The organism is Endozoicomonas ascidiicola (assembly GCF_001646945.1).
In the GTDB taxonomy this organism is placed as follows: domain Bacteria; phylum Pseudomonadota; class Gammaproteobacteria; order Pseudomonadales; family Endozoicomonadaceae; genus Endozoicomonas; species Endozoicomonas ascidiicola.
The window spans coordinates 251,705-268,784 of record NZ_LUTV01000001.1; the positions used below are offsets into that span (position 1 = coordinate 251,705).

Annotated in this window: 14 protein-coding genes; all 14 read right to left on the bottom strand. The window is 50.1% G+C overall.

Annotated elements, in window-relative coordinates; genetic code table 11:
• Positions 1-43 precede the first annotated feature (43 nt).
• Positions 44-1,228: a cell division protein FtsZ gene (gene ftsZ, locus AKL11_RS00910; RefSeq protein ID WP_067514662.1), complete on the bottom strand. Its 1,185-nt coding sequence runs from the start codon at positions 1,226-1,228 to the stop codon at positions 44-46.
• Between the two features lie 92 nt (positions 1,229-1,320).
• A complete protein-coding gene (gene ftsA, locus AKL11_RS00915; RefSeq protein WP_067514664.1) occupies positions 1,321-2,556 on the bottom strand; it encodes a cell division protein FtsA in 1,236 nt (411 codons plus the stop codon).
• 30 nt (positions 2,557-2,586) lie between these two features.
• The gene (locus AKL11_RS00920; RefSeq protein WP_067514666.1) at positions 2,587-3,384 is read right to left on the bottom strand and encodes a cell division protein FtsQ/DivIB; all 798 of its coding nucleotides are present in this window, start codon (positions 3,382-3,384) and stop codon (positions 2,587-2,589) included.
• Between the two features lie 6 nt (positions 3,385-3,390).
• Entirely contained in the window at positions 3,391-4,353 is a 963-nt protein-coding gene (locus AKL11_RS00925; RefSeq protein WP_067514668.1) for a D-alanine--D-alanine ligase, read from the bottom strand.
• Between the two features lie 58 nt (positions 4,354-4,411).
• Positions 4,412-5,878 carry a UDP-N-acetylmuramate--L-alanine ligase gene (gene murC, locus AKL11_RS00930; protein WP_067514670.1) on the bottom strand — a complete coding sequence of 489 codons (1,467 nt, stop codon included), beginning with the start codon at positions 5,876-5,878 and terminating at the stop codon, positions 4,412-4,414.
• Entirely contained in the window at positions 5,871-7,007 is a 1,137-nt protein-coding gene (gene murG, locus AKL11_RS00935; protein WP_067514671.1) for an undecaprenyldiphospho-muramoylpentapeptide beta-N-acetylglucosaminyltransferase, read from the bottom strand. The genes murC and murG overlap by 8 nt, the downstream gene beginning before the upstream one ends.
• The gene (gene ftsW / locus AKL11_RS00940; RefSeq protein ID WP_067514672.1) at positions 7,000-8,301 is read right to left on the bottom strand and encodes a putative lipid II flippase FtsW; all 1,302 of its coding nucleotides are present in this window, start codon (positions 8,299-8,301) and stop codon (positions 7,000-7,002) included. Before ftsW ends, murG begins: the two co-directional genes overlap by 8 nt.
• Positions 8,295-9,719: a UDP-N-acetylmuramoyl-L-alanine--D-glutamate ligase gene (gene murD, locus AKL11_RS00945; RefSeq protein ID WP_342669734.1), complete on the bottom strand. Its 1,425-nt coding sequence runs from the start codon at positions 9,717-9,719 to the stop codon at positions 8,295-8,297. The genes ftsW and murD overlap by 7 nt, the downstream gene beginning before the upstream one ends.
• A gap of 35 nt (positions 9,720-9,754) precedes the next feature.
• Positions 9,755-10,837, bottom strand: coding sequence for a phospho-N-acetylmuramoyl-pentapeptide-transferase (gene mraY, locus AKL11_RS00950; RefSeq protein ID WP_067514676.1), 1,083 nt, complete (start codon positions 10,835-10,837; stop codon positions 9,755-9,757).
• Positions 10,837-12,249, bottom strand: coding sequence for a UDP-N-acetylmuramoyl-tripeptide--D-alanyl-D-alanine ligase (locus AKL11_RS00955; protein ID WP_067514678.1), 1,413 nt, complete (start codon positions 12,247-12,249; stop codon positions 10,837-10,839). The genes mraY and AKL11_RS00955 overlap by 1 nt, the downstream gene beginning before the upstream one ends.
• On the bottom strand, positions 12,249-13,808 hold the full coding sequence (locus AKL11_RS00960; RefSeq protein WP_095210069.1) for a UDP-N-acetylmuramoyl-L-alanyl-D-glutamate--2,6-diaminopimelate ligase: 1,560 nt from the start codon (positions 13,806-13,808) through the stop codon (positions 12,249-12,251). Before AKL11_RS00960 ends, AKL11_RS00955 begins: the two co-directional genes overlap by 1 nt.
• A 45-nt stretch (positions 13,809-13,853) precedes the next feature.
• Positions 13,854-15,710, bottom strand: coding sequence for a peptidoglycan D,D-transpeptidase FtsI family protein (locus AKL11_RS00965; RefSeq protein ID WP_067514679.1), 1,857 nt, complete (start codon positions 15,708-15,710; stop codon positions 13,854-13,856).
• Positions 15,707-16,018: a cell division protein FtsL gene (gene ftsL / locus AKL11_RS00970; RefSeq protein ID WP_067514680.1), complete on the bottom strand. Its 312-nt coding sequence runs from the start codon at positions 16,016-16,018 to the stop codon at positions 15,707-15,709. The genes AKL11_RS00965 and ftsL overlap by 4 nt, the downstream gene beginning before the upstream one ends.
• A complete protein-coding gene (rsmH, locus tag AKL11_RS00975; RefSeq protein WP_281180456.1) occupies positions 16,018-17,043 on the bottom strand; it encodes a 16S rRNA (cytosine(1402)-N(4))-methyltransferase RsmH in 1,026 nt (341 codons plus the stop codon). The genes ftsL and rsmH overlap by 1 nt, the downstream gene beginning before the upstream one ends.
• Between the last annotated feature and the right edge of the window lie 37 nt (positions 17,044-17,080).

Genomic DNA, 17,080 nt, shown 5'->3' on the forward strand with positions numbered 1-17,080 from the left:
ACAAAAGTAACATTTGACACAAGTTCACATTGCCACATCCAATTTAGTCTGCCTGCCGTCTTAAGAACGCTGGGATATCAAGATAGTCAACACTGTCTCCAGAGGAAGAGGGTCGCTTAGTCTCGCTACGCTGCTCAAGGCCTTCCTCATGTTTCTTTCTCTGTTCACGAATCAGAGGAGACACATCCAGACCTTTGTAATCCACGCTACCATCGTTCTTTTTAGGCGCCGGTTTTTCGACAACCTTCAGAGGTTCTCTCGCTCCCGCAATACCAATACCGGTAGCCACAACGGTGACTCTGAGTTCGTCAGTCAATTCAGGATCAATAACTGTGCCAATAACCACGGTCGCATCATTCGATGCAAACTGGTTAACCACTTCACCCACTTGATTGTATTCACCAACAGTAAAGTCCAGACCTGCGGTAATATTGACCAGCACGCCCTTAGCGCCTTCCAGATCAACATCTTCAAGAAGCGGGCTGCGAATGGCTTTCTCAGCTGCTTCACCTGCACGACCTGAGCCAGTAGCAACACCTGTGCCCATCATCGCCATGCCCATTTCAGACATAACTGTGCGCACATCGGCAAAGTCAACGTTAATCAAGCCGTCTCGAGTAATCAGTTCCGAAATGCCTTGCACAGCGCCGAGCAATACATCATTGGCTGCACCAAAAGCGTTCAGCAGGCTGACATCGCTGCCCAAAACTGGCAACAGCTTCTCGTTAGGGATAGTAATCAGAGAGTCAACATGTTCCTGCAACTCTTTCAAACCTTCTTCAGCAATAGCCATACGACGCTTGCCTTCGAAACCAAACGGCTTGGTCACGACCGCTACCGTCAGCGCACCCATTTCACGGGCAATCTGAGCAACCACTGGTGCTGCACCGGTACCCGTACCACCGCCCATACCGGCAGCGATGAATATCATATCTGCGCCTTTGAGCAGCTCGGCAATACGTTCACGGTCTTCCATCGCCGCTTCACGGCCAACATTCGGATTAGCGCCAGCACCCAGCCCGCGAGTGATAGAAGCACCCAACTGCAGATGAGTATGCGCCTGAACGTGTTGCTTTTTCAGTGCCTGAGCATCTGTATTTGCACAGACAAACTCAACCCCTTCAAGCTGACTCTTGAGCATATGTACAACAGCATTACCACCGCCGCCACCAACGCCAATCACTTTGATGACCGCTTCCTGCGGTACGCTATCCACCAATTCAAACATGGTCATCTCCTTTTTATCACCCTTAATCTAACAAATTCAGAGCAATGCCGTCACCGATATTTACAGCACGCCGCCGTAGTATCAAAAAAGCATCAGAAATTCTGGAACCAGCGCTTCATTTTTTCAACAAGCCCGGCTTCCTGATTTTTACCCGGAACCGCCTTTTTCAGACCGTCCTTTTGCATTTTCTGTCCGTAATGCAGTAACCCAACACCTGTCGAATAAATCGGGTTATTCACTACATCACTTAAACCTTTTACCGCCAGGGGAACACCCAGCCTGACAGGCATATGGAAAATCTCTTCCGCCAACTCAATTGCGCCTTCAATTTTTGAGGTGCCACCGGTCAGCACAATACCTGCTGGAATCAAGTCTTCAAAGCCACTTCGACGGATTTCCGCATTTATTAATGTGAATAATTCGTCATAACGCGGCTCCACCACCTCCGCCAATGCCTGTCTTGACAACTCTCGAGGTGCCCGATCACCAACACTGGGGACTTTTATGGTTTCATCCGCCCCCGCCAGTTGCGCCAATGCACAGGCGTATTTAATCTTTATATCTTCTGCATTCTGGGTCGGTGTTCTCAAAGCCATGGCAATGTCATTGGTCACCTGATCACCCGCTATCGGAATCACTGCCGTATGACGAATAGCCCCTTCAGTAAAGATGGCTATATCGGTAGTACCACCGCCAATATCCACCATACAGACACCCAGTTCTTTCTCATCTTCAGAAAGCACTGAATAACTGGATGCCAGCTGCTCAAGAATAATGTCGTCGACTTCAAGACCACAGCGTCGTATACAGTTTTCAATATTCTGAGCCGCATTGACGGCACAGGTCACCAAATGAACCTTGGCTTCCAGTCTTACGCCAGACATACCTTGAGGCTCTTTAATGCCTTCCTGGTTATCGATGGCATATTCCTGAGGCAGAATGTGCAAAATCCGCTGATCAGCCGGAATAGCTACGGCCTGAGCTGCATCAATAACCCGATCCACATCAGCACCATTCACCTCTCGCTCACGTATTGCCACGATACCGTGAGAGTTGAGGCTTTTAATATGGCTGCCTGCAATGCCGGCATAAACAGAGTGAATCTGACAGCCAGCCATCAGCTCAGCCTCTTCAACGGCACGTTTTATTGCGTGTACTGTGGAGTCGATATTAACCACAACACCCCGCTTCAGCCCACGGGAAGTATGCGAGCCGATGCCAATGACTTCAATGTCACCTTCAGCATTGAGTTCGCCGACAATAGCCACTACTTTGGAGGTGCCTATGTCCAACCCAACGATCAATCTTCCATTTTCCACCGCTGTCATGGCATCAACCTTCCCAAACGTCTCTATCCATCATAAGCCTGCGTCTGCTGCAGCCTTTTTTCGCCAGGCTACTGCAGCACCGTTCAAATATCGTAGATCTACCCGGTCAACCTCAGACCATCGCGATTCAAGTCTGGTGTGGTACAACCGCGTAAACCGCTGCAATCTTTCCATCTGTCGATCACGGCCAATATTGACCTGAACGTGACCAATAACAAACGACCATGAACCACTGTCTTTACGGGTGAGCGCTTTTAACCTCAAACCAATGGGTCGCAGCAGCTGACCAACAGCCAAATACTGCTGCATCACCTCTTCTGCGGACTCATCAGCACCGGCCAGAACAGGTACATCCGAAAAACCCTCAAGGCTATTCGGCTCGAATACCACACCCTCATTACTGATCAAGCGGTGCTTTCCCCATCTTGCTATGGCCTGCCGCTCTTCCAGATTAACCATGACACGGTCAGGCCACTGTTTTCTGACGGATGCTTCCTTCACCCAAGGCAAACTCATCAATGCCTCTTGCATCGACTCAAGATCGAGACTGAAAAATTGCGCCTGCAGCATGGGCTCAAGCGCTTTTTCAACATCCTGTCTAGACTGGTGCTCAAACCCTGAATGCACTTCAACTCGTGCTATCGGCTGATTCAACCAGTCCATAATTCGCGGGGCAAAAGCCAACACCCCTGATATAAACGCTACAGAAATCATCAACTGCAGCACTCTTTTCCAGTTCAAACGTCGCTTTTCCGGTTTATCCAAAAGCGATGCCGTCGGGCTTCTCGTTGCCCCTCTGGATGAACTGGAATGACCAAACGCCGCCATTCAACCTTACCTACCGCTGGCGGTGTTCAGTATCTCAACAATCAGATCATCAAAAGATAACCCGGCAGCATTGGCCGCCATGGGCACAAGACTATGATCGGTCATGCCTGGGATCGTATTCACTTCCAGCAACCAAAAACGTCCCTGCTGATCCTGCATGAAATCCACACGCCCCCAGCCTTCACAACCGATGGATTCAAAAGCCGTCAGGGCAATGGCCTGCAGCTCTTGCTCTTTCACCTCGGTCAGACCGCTGGGCAAATGGTAGCGGGTAGAATCCGATAAGTATTTCGCTTCGTAGTCATAAAATTCACTGGTTGCCTCTACCCGAATAGCAGGCAACACCTGACCATTAAGAATACCTACAGTGAATTCCGGACCATCAATGAACGACTCCACCAATACAGGCCCTTTATGCTCACCGGCACGGCGACAGGCGGCTTCGAGATCCTGACGACGATCAACTCGAGTAACCCCAACACTGGAACCTTCCAGAGAAGGCTTCACAAATGCAGGCAACAAGGTTTCTGCGTATTCAAGACTGTCGATATTGTCAAAATCCGTAATCAGCGCAAACTCAGCCGTTGGCAGACCAATAGACTGCCATAGCAGTTTACAACGGTACTTATCCATGGCCAGAGCAGATGCCATCACACCACTACCAGTGTATGGAATGCCCATGCTTTCCAGGAAGCCCTGCATAGTACCGTCTTCACCACCACGACCGTGAAGCGCAATAAATGCCATATCCGGCTTGTAATTCAGTAACTGCTCGACATAACGCTCTGCTGAGTCGTGTTCAGCCGTGTCAATCAACAAGCATTCCACACCCTGACTTTTCAGGGAGTCAAAAATGCGCTGACCACTGTTCAGACTCACTTCCCGCTCCGCAGAGTGACCACCATAAAGTACAGCAACCTTGCCAAAGGATGCTGGATCAAACGGATCATCGCTCCGGTCGTACTTCATGCACTATATCCCTTTTCCTGAAAAAACGTGAGCTATATAAAATGTGAACCAGCGCACATTATCGCCCAGAAGGCAGCTTCAATTCACTGCGTGCAAGCCGCAATGCGAGTGCTCCAATATCACCAGCACCCTGTGCCAATAGAAGATCGCCGTCCTGCAGCACATCCGCCAATACTGACTCCACATCTTCCGGACGACTGACAAATATCGGATCAATCTGTCCACGCTGACGGATACTGCGACATAGCGCACGGCCATCAGCACCGGGGATTGGCTCTTCTCCTGCGGGATAAACCTCCATCAACAGAAGTACATCCACCTTGGAGAGAACATCCACAAAATCTTCATACAGGTCGCGAGTACGGGAATAACGGTGAGGCTGATAAATCATCACCAGTCGTTTATCTTCCCAACCATCACGCACCGCTTTAATCGTTGCATCCACTTCAGTAGGATGATGACCGTAGTCGTCTACCAACATTACCTCGCCAGCGGACGTATTGAAATCACCCAATACCTGAAAACGTCGACCAACACCATCAAAAAGACTCAAACCTTCTGCTATCACTTGATCCGGCACACCCTCATCCGCCGCTGTAGCAAAAGTGGCCAAGGCATTTAATACATTATGCCTGCCGGGTATTCCCAGCTCTACAGTTACTGGCTTGTTGTCAACGGACGCATCCTGGATCGATGGGCGAACCACATCGAATGTAGTGTTCATGCCTTTCTGTCGTACGTTTATCGCACGATAATCTGCATCTTCGCTAAAACCGTAAGTAATAACCTGTCGTTTAATTTCCGGGATAAGCTCCCGAACCACAGGGCAATCAATGCAAACGATGGCAACACCATAAAAAGGCAGGTTATGAAGAAAGTCCACAAAGGTCTTCTTCAACTTACCAAAATCACCATCGTAAGTAGACATATGGTCTGCATCGATGTTGGTAACAATGGAAACCATTGGCTGAAGATGTAAAAACGATGCATCGGATTCATCCGCCTCGGCCACCAGATAGCGACTGCCACCGAGCTTGGCGTTGGTACCAGCGGAATTCAAACGGCCACCGATAACGAACGTTGGATCCATTCCACTGAAACCAAGAACAGAGGCCAGTAAACTGGTGGTTGTGGTTTTTCCGTGGGTACCGGCAACGGCAATACCGTGTCGATAACGCATCAATTCCGCCAGCATCTGCGCTCTTGGCACGATAGGTAAACGACGACTTTCCGCTTCAACCACTTCCGGGTTGTCACTGGAAACCGCTGTAGACGTGACAATCACATCCGCATGGGCAATATTCTCAGCATGGTGGCCAATAAATACTTCAATACCAAGGGATTCCAATCGTTCAGTGACCGCAGAGGCGCGGATATCTGAACCGGAAATCTGATAACCCTGATTCAGTAGAACCTCAGAAATCCCACACATGCCGGAGCCGCCAATCCCGACAAAATGAATTTTACGAATCCGGCGCATTTCCGGCACGGCGACGACTGGAATTCGACTCTTTAGATCAGGCATAAGAAACCTCCTGGCCAGCCGCTTCAAGGCAGTTTCGAACCACGTCTGTTGTCGCTTGGGGCAGACCGGCTGATTTTGCTGAGGAGGCCATTACTTCAAGCTGAGCCGGATCATCCATCCACTCAACTATGTTTTTTGTTAATGCATCGATATCCAGATCGTGCTGTTGAATCATCAGGGCCGCACCTTGCTTAACCAGATACTGACCATTGACCGTCTGATGGTCATCCACCGCGTGGGGAAATGGCACCAGAATCGCTGGTTTACCCGCTGCGGCAAGCTCTGCCACCGTCAATGCACCGGAGCGACAAAGTACCAGATCCGCCCATTCATAGGCTTGCGCCATGTCATCAATAAATGGAGCAACTCTCAATGGAGCAGCTCTGCAATTCGAATCATTACCGGGGAAGCCCTGCTGCTGATATTGAGCCAGGCACTGCTCGTAGGTTGCTTTACCGGTTTGATGCCAGATTTCCAGCCGATTGTTACATCGCTTCATCAGTTCTGGCATTAACTCATTGATCGCCAGTGCACCACGACTACCACCCACCACTAAAAGACGAAGTGGGCTATGGGGTTTATTGGCTCTAACGCCAGCGATCTCAGAACGCACTGGATTACCAGTCAAAACCGTTTTACCAGCGACGGATGGCAACGTTGAAAATGCATCCGGAAATGCCTCCAGCACACGTGTCGCAACCCGAGCTAACAATTTATTGGTCAGCCCTGCGACTGCATTCTGTTCGTGAATGATCAAAGGAATGCCCAGCAAACGGGCAGCAACACCGCCCGGTCCCGCCGCGTAGCCACCCATACCAATGACACACACGGGTTTCTGAGTTCTTAACACTTGAATCGCTTTAATTAATGACTTCATCAGACGCCAAGGCGCCTTTACCAAAAAGCCAAGCCCTTTGCCACGCAACCCCGTCACCGGGATAAAGCTGATATCAATGCCATGTTTTGGCACCAGCTCCGCTTCCATACTGCCGGGTGTGCCCAACCAATGGATTCGGTAGCCAGACTTTTCTAACTCATGGGCGGTAGCCAGTCCCGGAAAAATATGACCTCCAGTGCCACCCGCCATAATCATCACGACCGGTTTCTGGAGCAATGACGAATCAGACATATCGCCTCCTTCCACCAACGATGCCTTGTGATGTTGTTTCAACCGTACGCTCCAATTCTTGTCGAGCTTTCTGCTCACTCGCTTTGCGACCAGCCACCGGTTTTTCTTCTACGGCTTTCGCCAGTCGTCGTTCATGATCAATTCGAAACAGAATGCCAAACGCCATGCAATTGACAATCATGCTACTGCCACCGTAACTGATCAGTGGCAGAGCCAATCCTTTAGTGGGCAGTAGCCCGGTATTTACACCAATATTGATAAATGCCTGGCTGGCGAACAACAGCGCAATACCGTAGGCCACATACGCGTGAAACAGCAGCCCTTTCGACTCAGCTCTTGAACCAATATGCAAAGAGCGCCATGCCACAAACAGAAACAACCCCAAAATCAGCAAGGAACCAATCACGCCAAACTCCTCTGCCAGCACCGCAAATACAAAATCGGTATGTGCCTCGGGGAGATAAAATAGTTTCTGAATACTATTACCGAGCCCTTGCCCAAACCAGGCTCCGCGCCCAAAGGCAATCAAAGCCTGAGTCAACTGATAACCACTGCCATAGGCATGAGCCCAAGGATCCATATACGATGTAATACGAGCCATTCGATACGGCTCCATCCAGATCAACAAAACGATCAGAAGTATCACCACACCGATCATGGCCAGGAACTGATGAAAGCGCGCTCCCGCCATAAATATCATGCCCATCACTGCCACAGTCAAAACCACAAGTGCGCCAAGATCCGGCTCTGCCAGTAACAGCAACGCCAAACCAAACATAACCACCATGGGTTTAATAAAGCCGCTCCACTGCGTACGAACTTCATCCAAGTGACGAACCAGATAGCCCGACATGTAGATAACCACACACAGCTTTGCCACCTCAGAAGCCTGCAGGTTGAAAAAACCTAAAGGAATCCAACGAACACTGCCGTTTATCTCACGACCAACCACCAGCACAAGCAACAGCAGAGAAAAAGCAATCAGAAGACCAACCCAGCTGAATTGACGGATACGGTTCATGGGCATCAAGGTCATCACGGCCATGACAACCAAACCAACCACCATAAACACCAGCTGTTTCAACACAATTTTTGCCGGGTCACCAAAGGTTTCTTGAGACACATCCATGGATGCCGATCCCACCAGAACCAAACCGATGGCCAGTAACGCAAACACCGAACCCAGCAGAATCATATCAATGCTCATTAGCGCTGATGGCTCTTGTGCCGCTGATGGCTCTTGTGACACGCCCGGTTTTGTGCGGGCTAAATGATTGCGCACCCGCTTCAGCATTCTTTCAACCTGTTAAGTAATTCATTTACCTGGGCGGTAAATTGTTCACCCCGATCTTCAAAACTTTTAAACATATCAAAACTGGCACACGCAGGCGCCAATAGCACCGCATCACCGGAGCCTGATAAATCTGCGGCCAATCTGACAGCACTTTCAAGGTCACTGGCCGAATGTGTTTGCGCGGCTCCTTTCGCGGCTCCTTTCAAAGCATCACCAATCACCGGGCCATCTCTGCCAATCAGTATTACGTGCGACACATAACGCTGCACAGAAGGTCGCAATCCTGAAAAATCAGCACCTTTGCCATCGCCGCCGGCAATCAATATCACCTTTCCTGTTAAGCCAGCACCCAAACCTTCAATAGCCGCCACTGCTGCTCCAACATTGGTGGCTTTGGAATCATTAAACCAGGCAACACCGTCAGCCTCACCAACCCACTGACAACGATGTTCCAGACCGGGGAAGCGCTTAACCGCTTCATACATCGCCTTTGGTTCAATCCCTGCGGCTTCAGCCAACGCCATAGCCGACAGAGCATTCAGGTGGTTATGGGTTCCCTTTAGTTTCATATCCTGAGTATTAAGCAGCTTATTCAGCCCTTTACTCAACCAAACACCATCGTCGTCTGACAGCAAGCCCATCTGACCAAGATCAGGCGACAGCGCAGTGAAACTCACACCACCGGCAGTGACCGGCAACAACGGCGATGTCAATGGATCATCACGGTTGTAGACGGCTGTTGCACAACCACGATAGATTCGTTGTTTTGCCTGATGATAGTCAGAAAGTGTCGTATAACGATCCATGTGATCAGGGCTAAGGTTTAGCACTGTAGCTGCTGTAGCCCGCAAACTGTGTGTGGTTTCCAGCTGGAAACTGGACAGTTCCAGCACGTAGACATCAATAGACGGATCGTCCAGCAACTCAAGAGCGGGCGTGCCTATATTGCCCCCAACGCCAGGTTTTAAGCCGGCTTCCAGAACCATTTCACCCACCAGCGTGGTGACTGTACTCTTTCCATTGGAACCCGTAATGGCAATAACGGGTTTCTCTGGTGCAGTACTATTAACGGCTCGGCAAAACAGTTCAATGTCACCAATAGCTTGAGCGCCATGCTCAATGGCTCGCGCAATCGCTGGCTCTGCAAGGGCAATACCCGGGCTGACAACAAGCTCATCCGCCGCCATCAACCACGCTTCACTAAAACCACCGGTATGGAGAGCTATTTCAGGAAACTCCTGACGACACTCTTCCTGCCCGGGCGGGTTCTCACGGGTATCGATAATTTTGAATGGTAACCCCTGACGATAAAGATAGCGGGCACAGGAGAGTCCGGTCATACCAAGACCGATAATGACCCGATTACAACTTGAGCCTATTAACTCTACCTGTTCATTATTCATTGCGTTGCTGCTCACAATCCCGTTACCTTTTGATACTCAGCAAATGCTGATCATCGAATTTTCAGTGATGCCAGACCAATCAGAACCAGCACAATAGTAATAATCCAGAAGCGAACAATAACCCTCGGCTCTGGCCAGCCTTTCAATTCAAAGTGATGGTGCAGCGGTGCCATACGGAATATACGACGACCGGTTAACTTATAAGAACCCACCTGCAAGATCACGGATACGGTTTCCATCACAAAAACACCGCCCATAATGATCAGTACAATTTCCTGTCGGACAATAACGGCAATCACACCCAGCGCAGCCCCAAGCGCCAGAGCGCCCACGTCGCCCATAAAGACCTGAGCCGGGTACGTGTTAAACCAGAGAAAACCAAGACCCGCTCCAGCAATCGCACCACAGAAGATCATTATTTCGCCGGAACCAGACACAGCAGGAATCAACAAATATTCGGCAAAACTCGCGTGACCACTAAGGTAGGCAAACACCGCCAGCGCCGAAGCGACCATAACGGTTGGCAAAATCGCGAGTCCGTCCAACCCGTCTGTCAGGTTGACGGCATTACTGGAGCCCACAATGGTGAGATACGCCAGAACAATAAAGAATGGGCCTAGTTCAATCGTGAGATTTTTGAAGAACGGAATAATCAGCGTCGTTTCAGTGGCAGAAGGGGCGGTATAAAACAGAAAAATAGCAGCACCCAGCCCAGCCAGTGATTGCCAGAACATTTTCCAGCGCGCCGGCAAACCACGGGAGTTTTTCTCCACCACCTTACGATAATCATCCACCCAGCCAACGGCACCAAAAATACCGGTCACTACGAGCACTACCCAAACATAACGATTACTGAGATCAGCCCAAAGCAATGTACTGATGGCAATGCACACCAGAATCAGCGCACCACCCATGGTGGGCGTTCCCGCTTTGCTGAGATGGGACTGCGGACCATCGCTACGCACAGACTGACCAATCTGATAAAAACTCAACTTACGAATAAAGTGAGGCCCCAACCACAAACTCATCGCCAGTGCCGTCAATACACCGAGAATCCCTCTCAATGTCAGATATTTGAAGACACCAAATCCATGGTAAAACTGTGATAAATAGTCTGCCAACCAAAGCAGCATCAGGCTTCTCCCTTCTCATCAGCTCCAGTTAGAGCCTGTACAATTTCCGTCATATTTACGCCACGTGACCCTTTAACCATGACCGAAACCGGCTCAGAGTGATCAGTACCAAGATATTCACTCAGCCAGTTCACCAGCTGAGACTTTTCTGCAAAATGATGTCCGTCACCAAACGCATCACTGGCCAGATGAGCAGAAGCACCAAAACTCAAAAATACATGCACGCCCTGCGCTTTCGCATAGCGGCCAACGTCTCGATGACGTTCATCTGAAACCTCACCAAGGTCCAGCATATCCCCAAGCACCATAATTTTGATGCCTTCACAATCAGCCAACTGATCAACGGCGGCCAACGTCGCTTTCGGATTGGCATTGTAGGTTTCGTCAATCAGTACTGCACCACTTTCATGGGCAAAACGTTGACCACGTCGCTGAAATGGTCGGGCATTTTCAAGCCCGCGGGCAACAATGTCCAGCGTCAACCCTTGAGCCATGGCGACTGCTGCCGCGCAACAGGCATTAGAAATCTGGTGACGCCCCCAGAATGCGAGCTGAACTGATTGCTGAATCGCATTATCAGCCCCATCATTAAAATGAAGAGTAAAGCGGGTACCCTGCTGATTTGGCGTAATATCGCTGGCGAACACATTGGCTGCTGCCTGCTCGCTGCTAAAGCTCACTACCGTGCGCTCATTTGGCTGCAAGGCTCGAGCCTGCCACTGCGGGAAAAAATGATCGTCCATATTCAGGACGGCGATACCATCCGCTGACAGCGCATCCAGAATATAACCTTTCTCTTGAGCAACCCCCGCCACGGTTTTCAAATCTGCCAGATGGGTTTCCGCGGCATTGGTAATCAGTGAAATATTCGGCCGGCCGAGATTGGCAATGTACTCAATCTCTCCGGGGGCGCTGGTGCCCATTTCAATGACCGCGAATTGATGATCACTGTTAATTTTCAACAACGTTAGCGGAACACCCAAATCATTATTCAGATTGCCTTCCGTCGCCAGAGTCGAACCCACCTCGGAGAAAATCGCCTGCAACATCTCTTTAACCGATGTTTTGCCACAGGAGCCCGTTACACCAACCAGACAACCTTCAAAAGCGTCACGATTGGCAGCACCAAGTAAACCTAATGCCTGACGGGCATCAGTAACGACAATTTGCGGAATGGGCGAACCTTCACACACCTTTTCTGTCAACGCCGCCACCGCTCCAGAATCGGCGGCTTGAGCAAGGTAATTATGACCATCAAAACGCGGCCCTTTAATGGCAATAAACAAATCGCCAGACGTCAACGTTCGTGTATCAATACTGACACCGGAAACCAACAGCGATGCAGAGACCACATCAACCAGCTCACCGTCAACAACACTGGCAACCTGGGAAAGCGACATAGACTTAATCATCAAAGCCCACCTTCTTGCACACTTTCACTAATTTGGGCTGAGCAATTCCCGGATAACAAGGCTGCTTCAACCTGCTCTGCATCATCAAAATGATGGCGGACACCGTTGATCTCCTGATAATTCTCATGGCCTTTACCGGCGATCACGATAATGTCACCAGCACGAGCGTTTCTGATTGTGGAATGTATGGCAGTAGCACGATCAGGAATCACCGTGAGTCGTTGAGCAGCATCGCTATCGATACCTTCCTGTGCATCCGAGAGAATCTGATTCGGGTCTTCCGTTCTCGGATTATCACTGGTCAACACTGCTCTATCAGCACCTTTCAATGCCGCATTCGTCATTAAGGGACGCTTACCCCGGTCTCGATCACCGCCACAGCCATATACACAGAAAACTTTGCCGGTAACTGGTTCGTTATTTTTTAACGCCCGTGAATGTTCTTGCAGTGATGTCAGTACACTTTCAATGGCGTCCGGCGTGTGAGCGTAGTCAACCAACACCAAAGGTTTATCACCGCCGCCAAAGCGTTGCATTCTTCCTGGTGGGGTCGACATATCAGGAACAGCTGCCAGCAGTTGGTCAATGGCGTAACCTTGAACACCCAGTGCCGCAATAACGGCAAGCAGATTCTCCAGATTAAAACGCCCAAGCAGAGAGGTGTTTAATAACCCATTGCCCCAAGGTGTGTGAAGCATTGCTCTGAAACCCTCCGGCAGCACTTCAATCTCACTCAGATAAACATCTGCCGAGGCATCCTCCAAAGACCAGGTTGTGATCTGTGCGCCTGCAGGACAAGCAGCCACCATTTGCCCGGAGAAAACATCATCCTTGCCAATCACTGCAAAGCGGTACTCACATTGGGAAAACAGTTTTGCCTTAGCATCAACATACGCTTCAAGAGTACCGTGGTAATCAAGGTGATCACGACTGATGTGAGTAAATAGCGCCACTTCAAAATGAACCGCATCGACTCGCCCCTGATCAAGACCATGGGATGATACTTCCATGGCCAGCGATGAAACGGACTCAGAGACAAGCTGATCAAGATAGTGCTGAAGGGAAACCACATCACCGGTGGTATTCAACGATGCTTCTAACTGGCCGGGCAAGCCTTTACCCACCGTTCCCATCAGGGCGCAGGGTTCGCCTAGCAATCGCAATAGATCAGAGATAAACCAGCAACAGGAGGTTTTACCATTGGTGCCGGTAACCCCCATCACCTTCAGGCCTTTAGAAGGGTGCCGATAAAATCGATCAGCCAAAGTTCCCATCTTGTCTTTCAAACCAGACACTAAAAAAACATTGTCGCTTTTGGGAATATCAAACCGCTCACACCCACTGTCGTCCACCAGAACAGCCGCCGCACCTTTCTCCAAAGCACTGACAATATACTGCCTGCCATCAGACATAACCCCTGGCACAGCAATAAACAACTCACCCCCGATAATCTTGCGACTATCGAGGGTCAGATCGGTTACTTCTTTGTCCACAGCGACCGGGGGTAACTGCAACCCGGTGAGCACGCTGTTCAGCGTCTTCTCTTTGTCAGCTGTCATTGCCTGTTTACTTCAACCTTTCTTTAACTTTTCTTTAACTTTTCTTTAACTTTTCTTTAACTTTTCTTTAAAAAAGTTGAGCCTTGTTGCGCTATAGCCCGGCTCCATCATTTGACCATCTGGCGTCAATCGCCAAGGCACATAGGCCATACTTCTGGCCGAATCATTCATTGCTCTGTCGATTGGCTCAACACCTAACAACCTGAGCGCGCCAGCCGCCACATTGGAAAACACCGGCGCCGCCGTCAAACCACCGTAGTAGGTCTGCCCGATGGGGTCGTCAATCACAACAACAATGGCCAGTCGCGGATCATCAATGGGCGCAAGACCGGCGAACATACCGATATAACGGTCTTTGCTATAACCATTTTTGCCAACCTTCCGCGCTGTACCCGTTTTGCCACCTACTTCAAAAGCATCAATTCGTGCTCGCCCACCGGTGCCTCCGTGCACCACTTCCCGAAGCATTTTTCTCAGATCATCAGCAATTCGTTGATCCATTACACGAACACCGTCGGGTATAACATCACGTTTGATTAAAGACACCGGCCGTAAAACACCGCCTGATCCCAGAACGGTATAAGCCTGAGCCAACTGCAGTGGCGTTACTGTTAAGCCATAACCAAACGACAAGGTCGCTATTTCAATATCACTCCAGCGATCCCTGAATGGCAGATAACCTGAGCTCTCCCCAGGAAAACCAGTCCCCGTACTTTGACCCAGCCCTACTCGCTGTAATAACTCCAAAACTTTGTCTGGCCCAATAGCCAGTGCCATTTTTGAAACACCGACGTTGCTGGATTTGCGTAACACCGTCGTAATATCAATAGAGCCATAGTTCCTGGGGTCTCTAACTTTATCCCGCCCCAGTCGCATAACGCCTGGTGAAGTATTGATCACCGACGTTTTCTGAAACTGACCACTTTCCAGAGCAGCCGCCACGGTAAACGGCTTTAGGGTGGAGCCCGGCTCAACCATATCCGTGACCACCCGGTTACGCATTTTATAGGCCTGCATATCCGAACGGTTGTTCGGGTTGTAAGCAGGCTGATTCACCATGGCTAACACTTCGCCGGTCTTCACATCCAGCATCACCAGAGAACCGGCACTGGCACGATGCTTCTCTACCGCCTGCTTCAACTCCCGATACGCCATGTATTGAAGCCGAAGATCAATACTGAGCATCAGCTCTTTACCGGGGCTGGCACTTTCCATCAATTCCGCTTGACGAGCCAACTGACCTTTTCGATCTTTCAACACCCGTCGCTTGCCCGGTTGGCCAGACAGCCAATCATTGTAGGCTAACTCCAGGCCTTCCTGACCGGTTTCATCGATATCAGTAAAACCAACCAGGTGAGCCGTCACCTCCGCCGCCGGATAATAACGACGTTGTTCATCCGTTGCCTGAACACCAGGCACTTTCATACGCACTATAGCTGCGCCCTGTTCCGGCGTCAGATGGCGCTTCAAATACATAAAGTCTTTGTTCTTATTAACCTCAACCCGATCCGACAACCACTTAAGAGGCACACCCAGCGCTTTCGCCAAATCAGCCCAGCGATCTTTGGCTTTATAAAGATCTTCCGGATCGGCCCAGATCGTTACCACCGGCGTGCTCACCGCCAACGGATCACCATTGCGATCAAAGATAACGCCCCGGTGGGCTGAGACCGATTCATAGCGAACCGACCGCTTATCTCCCTCGTTTTGCAGAAAGTGGCGATCAATCAACTGTAAATCAGCAACCCTATAGCCCAGAGCCAAACCAACAATAAGCAGGACACCCTGCAACATTTTCAGGCGCCACTTATGAGCTGCCGCTTTTTTCATTCGCGAGAAAAAGCCGGGCCTTTTCTCGGATTCAGAACGCCTGTTGTACTGAACTCTTCGTCCCTGGCTCATGGCAAAACCATTTCAATCTGATGGTTAGCGGGCACATCCATGCCCAGTTTACTTCTGGCGATTTTCTCAACCCGGGCCGGAGCCGTCAGGGTGCTGTGCTCCAACAACAGTCTTCCCCACTCAATCTGGGCATTATTTTTATTGTCAAACTCCTGTTGCATCCGGTTATGCAGCCGGCGATTTTCATAGGAAACGTAACCCACCGCCAACCCTGAAATCACCACCAGCAACAACAACACCAAAGGCAATGCATAGGTCTGAAATATTCGGATGCCAAACAGGCCACTCTCCACCACAAGCGTTTTCATCAGGCGAGTTTTTCCGCCACACGCATCACTGCACTTCGAGAGCGAGGATTTTCAGCAATTTCTTCTTTGGATGGCTTAATCGCCTTACCCAGACTTTTCATACGTTTATTCAGTTGATCTTCTCTTACTGGCAACCAGCTGGGCAGGTCATCGCCCTTTTCCTGCTTACGGATAAAACGTTTAGCAATTCGATCTTCCAGCGAGTGGAAGCTAATAACCACCAGACGACCGCCGGGCTTCAGCTTTTCCAATGCTCGATCAAGACAATCAATCAGATCATCCAGCTCACGGTTAATATGAATCCGAATCGCCTGAAACGCTCTGGTCGCTGGGTGCTTGCCTTTTTCCCGACTCGGACAGGCCGCAGCGATGATATTCGCCAAACGCTTGGTAGTTAAAATCGGCTCAATGTCCCGTTCCCTGACGATGGCACGAGCCATTCTTCTGGAAAAGCGGTCTTCACCGTACTCCCAGATCACTTTACTGATTTCTTGTTCTTCCGCCCGGGCCAACCACTGGGCTGCACTTTCGCCCTGCTGGTGATTCATCCGCATATCCAGCGGGCCATTATTCATAAAACTGAAGCCCCGCTCCGGGTCATCCAGCTGCGGGGAAGAAACACCAAGATCGAGCAAAATACCATCCACAGGCTCATCGCCATTAACGGCATCTACTTCTATAAAGGAACCATGATGAATAGAGAATCTTGAATCATCGCCAGCAAGGCTTTCACCGGTCGCGATGGCGGCGGGGTCTTTATCAATACCAATCAGACGCCCCTGTTCTAAAAGAGATTGCAAAATCAGACGACTGTGTCCACCCCGGCCAAAGGTGCCATCCACATAGACACCGGAAGGATCTGTCAGTAACGCTTCGACAGCCTCATGGAGCATGACGGTTTTATGCACAGCAGCCTTGAGCTCACCAGAATCCTTGAGTGGACTTTGGGTCGACTTAACTTCCAGGCTCTGACTTTCGACAGCTTCTAACGATTTCATAAACTCATTCACTAAGTGGTCTGGCATTTTATACACCTCGTTCCCACGCTCTTGAGGTTGTCGC

Bases quoted from the DNA above. Each gene is read 5' to 3' on its own strand.
- ftsZ (WP_067514662.1), bottom strand. From the start codon at position 1,228: ATGTTTGAATTGGTGGATAGCGTACCGCAGGAAGCGGTCATCAAAGTG.
- ftsA (WP_067514664.1), bottom strand. From the start codon at position 2,556: ATGACAGCGGTGGAAAATGGAAGATTGATCGTTGGGTTGGACATAGGC.
- AKL11_RS00920 (WP_067514666.1), bottom strand. From the start codon at position 3,384: ATGGCGGCGTTTGGTCATTCCAGTTCATCCAGAGGGGCAACGAGAAGC.
- AKL11_RS00925 (WP_067514668.1), bottom strand. From the start codon at position 4,353: ATGAAGTACGACCGGAGCGATGATCCGTTTGATCCAGCATCCTTTGGC.
- murC (WP_067514670.1), bottom strand. From the start codon at position 5,878: ATGCCTGATCTAAAGAGTCGAATTCCAGTCGTCGCCGTGCCGGAAATG.
- murG (WP_067514671.1), bottom strand. From the start codon at position 7,007: ATGTCTGATTCGTCATTGCTCCAGAAACCGGTCGTGATGATTATGGCG.
- ftsW (WP_067514672.1), bottom strand. From the start codon at position 8,301: ATGCTGAAGCGGGTGCGCAATCATTTAGCCCGCACAAAACCGGGCGTG.
- mraY (WP_067514676.1), bottom strand. From the start codon at position 10,837: ATGCTGCTTTGGTTGGCAGACTATTTATCACAGTTTTACCATGGATTT.
- AKL11_RS00955 (WP_067514678.1), bottom strand. From the start codon at position 12,249: ATGATTAAGTCTATGTCGCTTTCCCAGGTTGCCAGTGTTGTTGACGGT.
- AKL11_RS00960 (WP_095210069.1), bottom strand. From the start codon at position 13,808: ATGACAGCTGACAAAGAGAAGACGCTGAACAGCGTGCTCACCGGGTTG.
- AKL11_RS00965 (WP_067514679.1), bottom strand. From the start codon at position 15,710: ATGAGCCAGGGACGAAGAGTTCAGTACAACAGGCGTTCTGAATCCGAG.
- ftsL (WP_067514680.1), bottom strand. From the start codon at position 16,018: ATGAAAACGCTTGTGGTGGAGAGTGGCCTGTTTGGCATCCGAATATTT.
- rsmH (WP_281180456.1), bottom strand. From the start codon at position 17,043: ATGCCAGACCACTTAGTGAATGAGTTTATGAAATCGTTAGAAGCTGTC.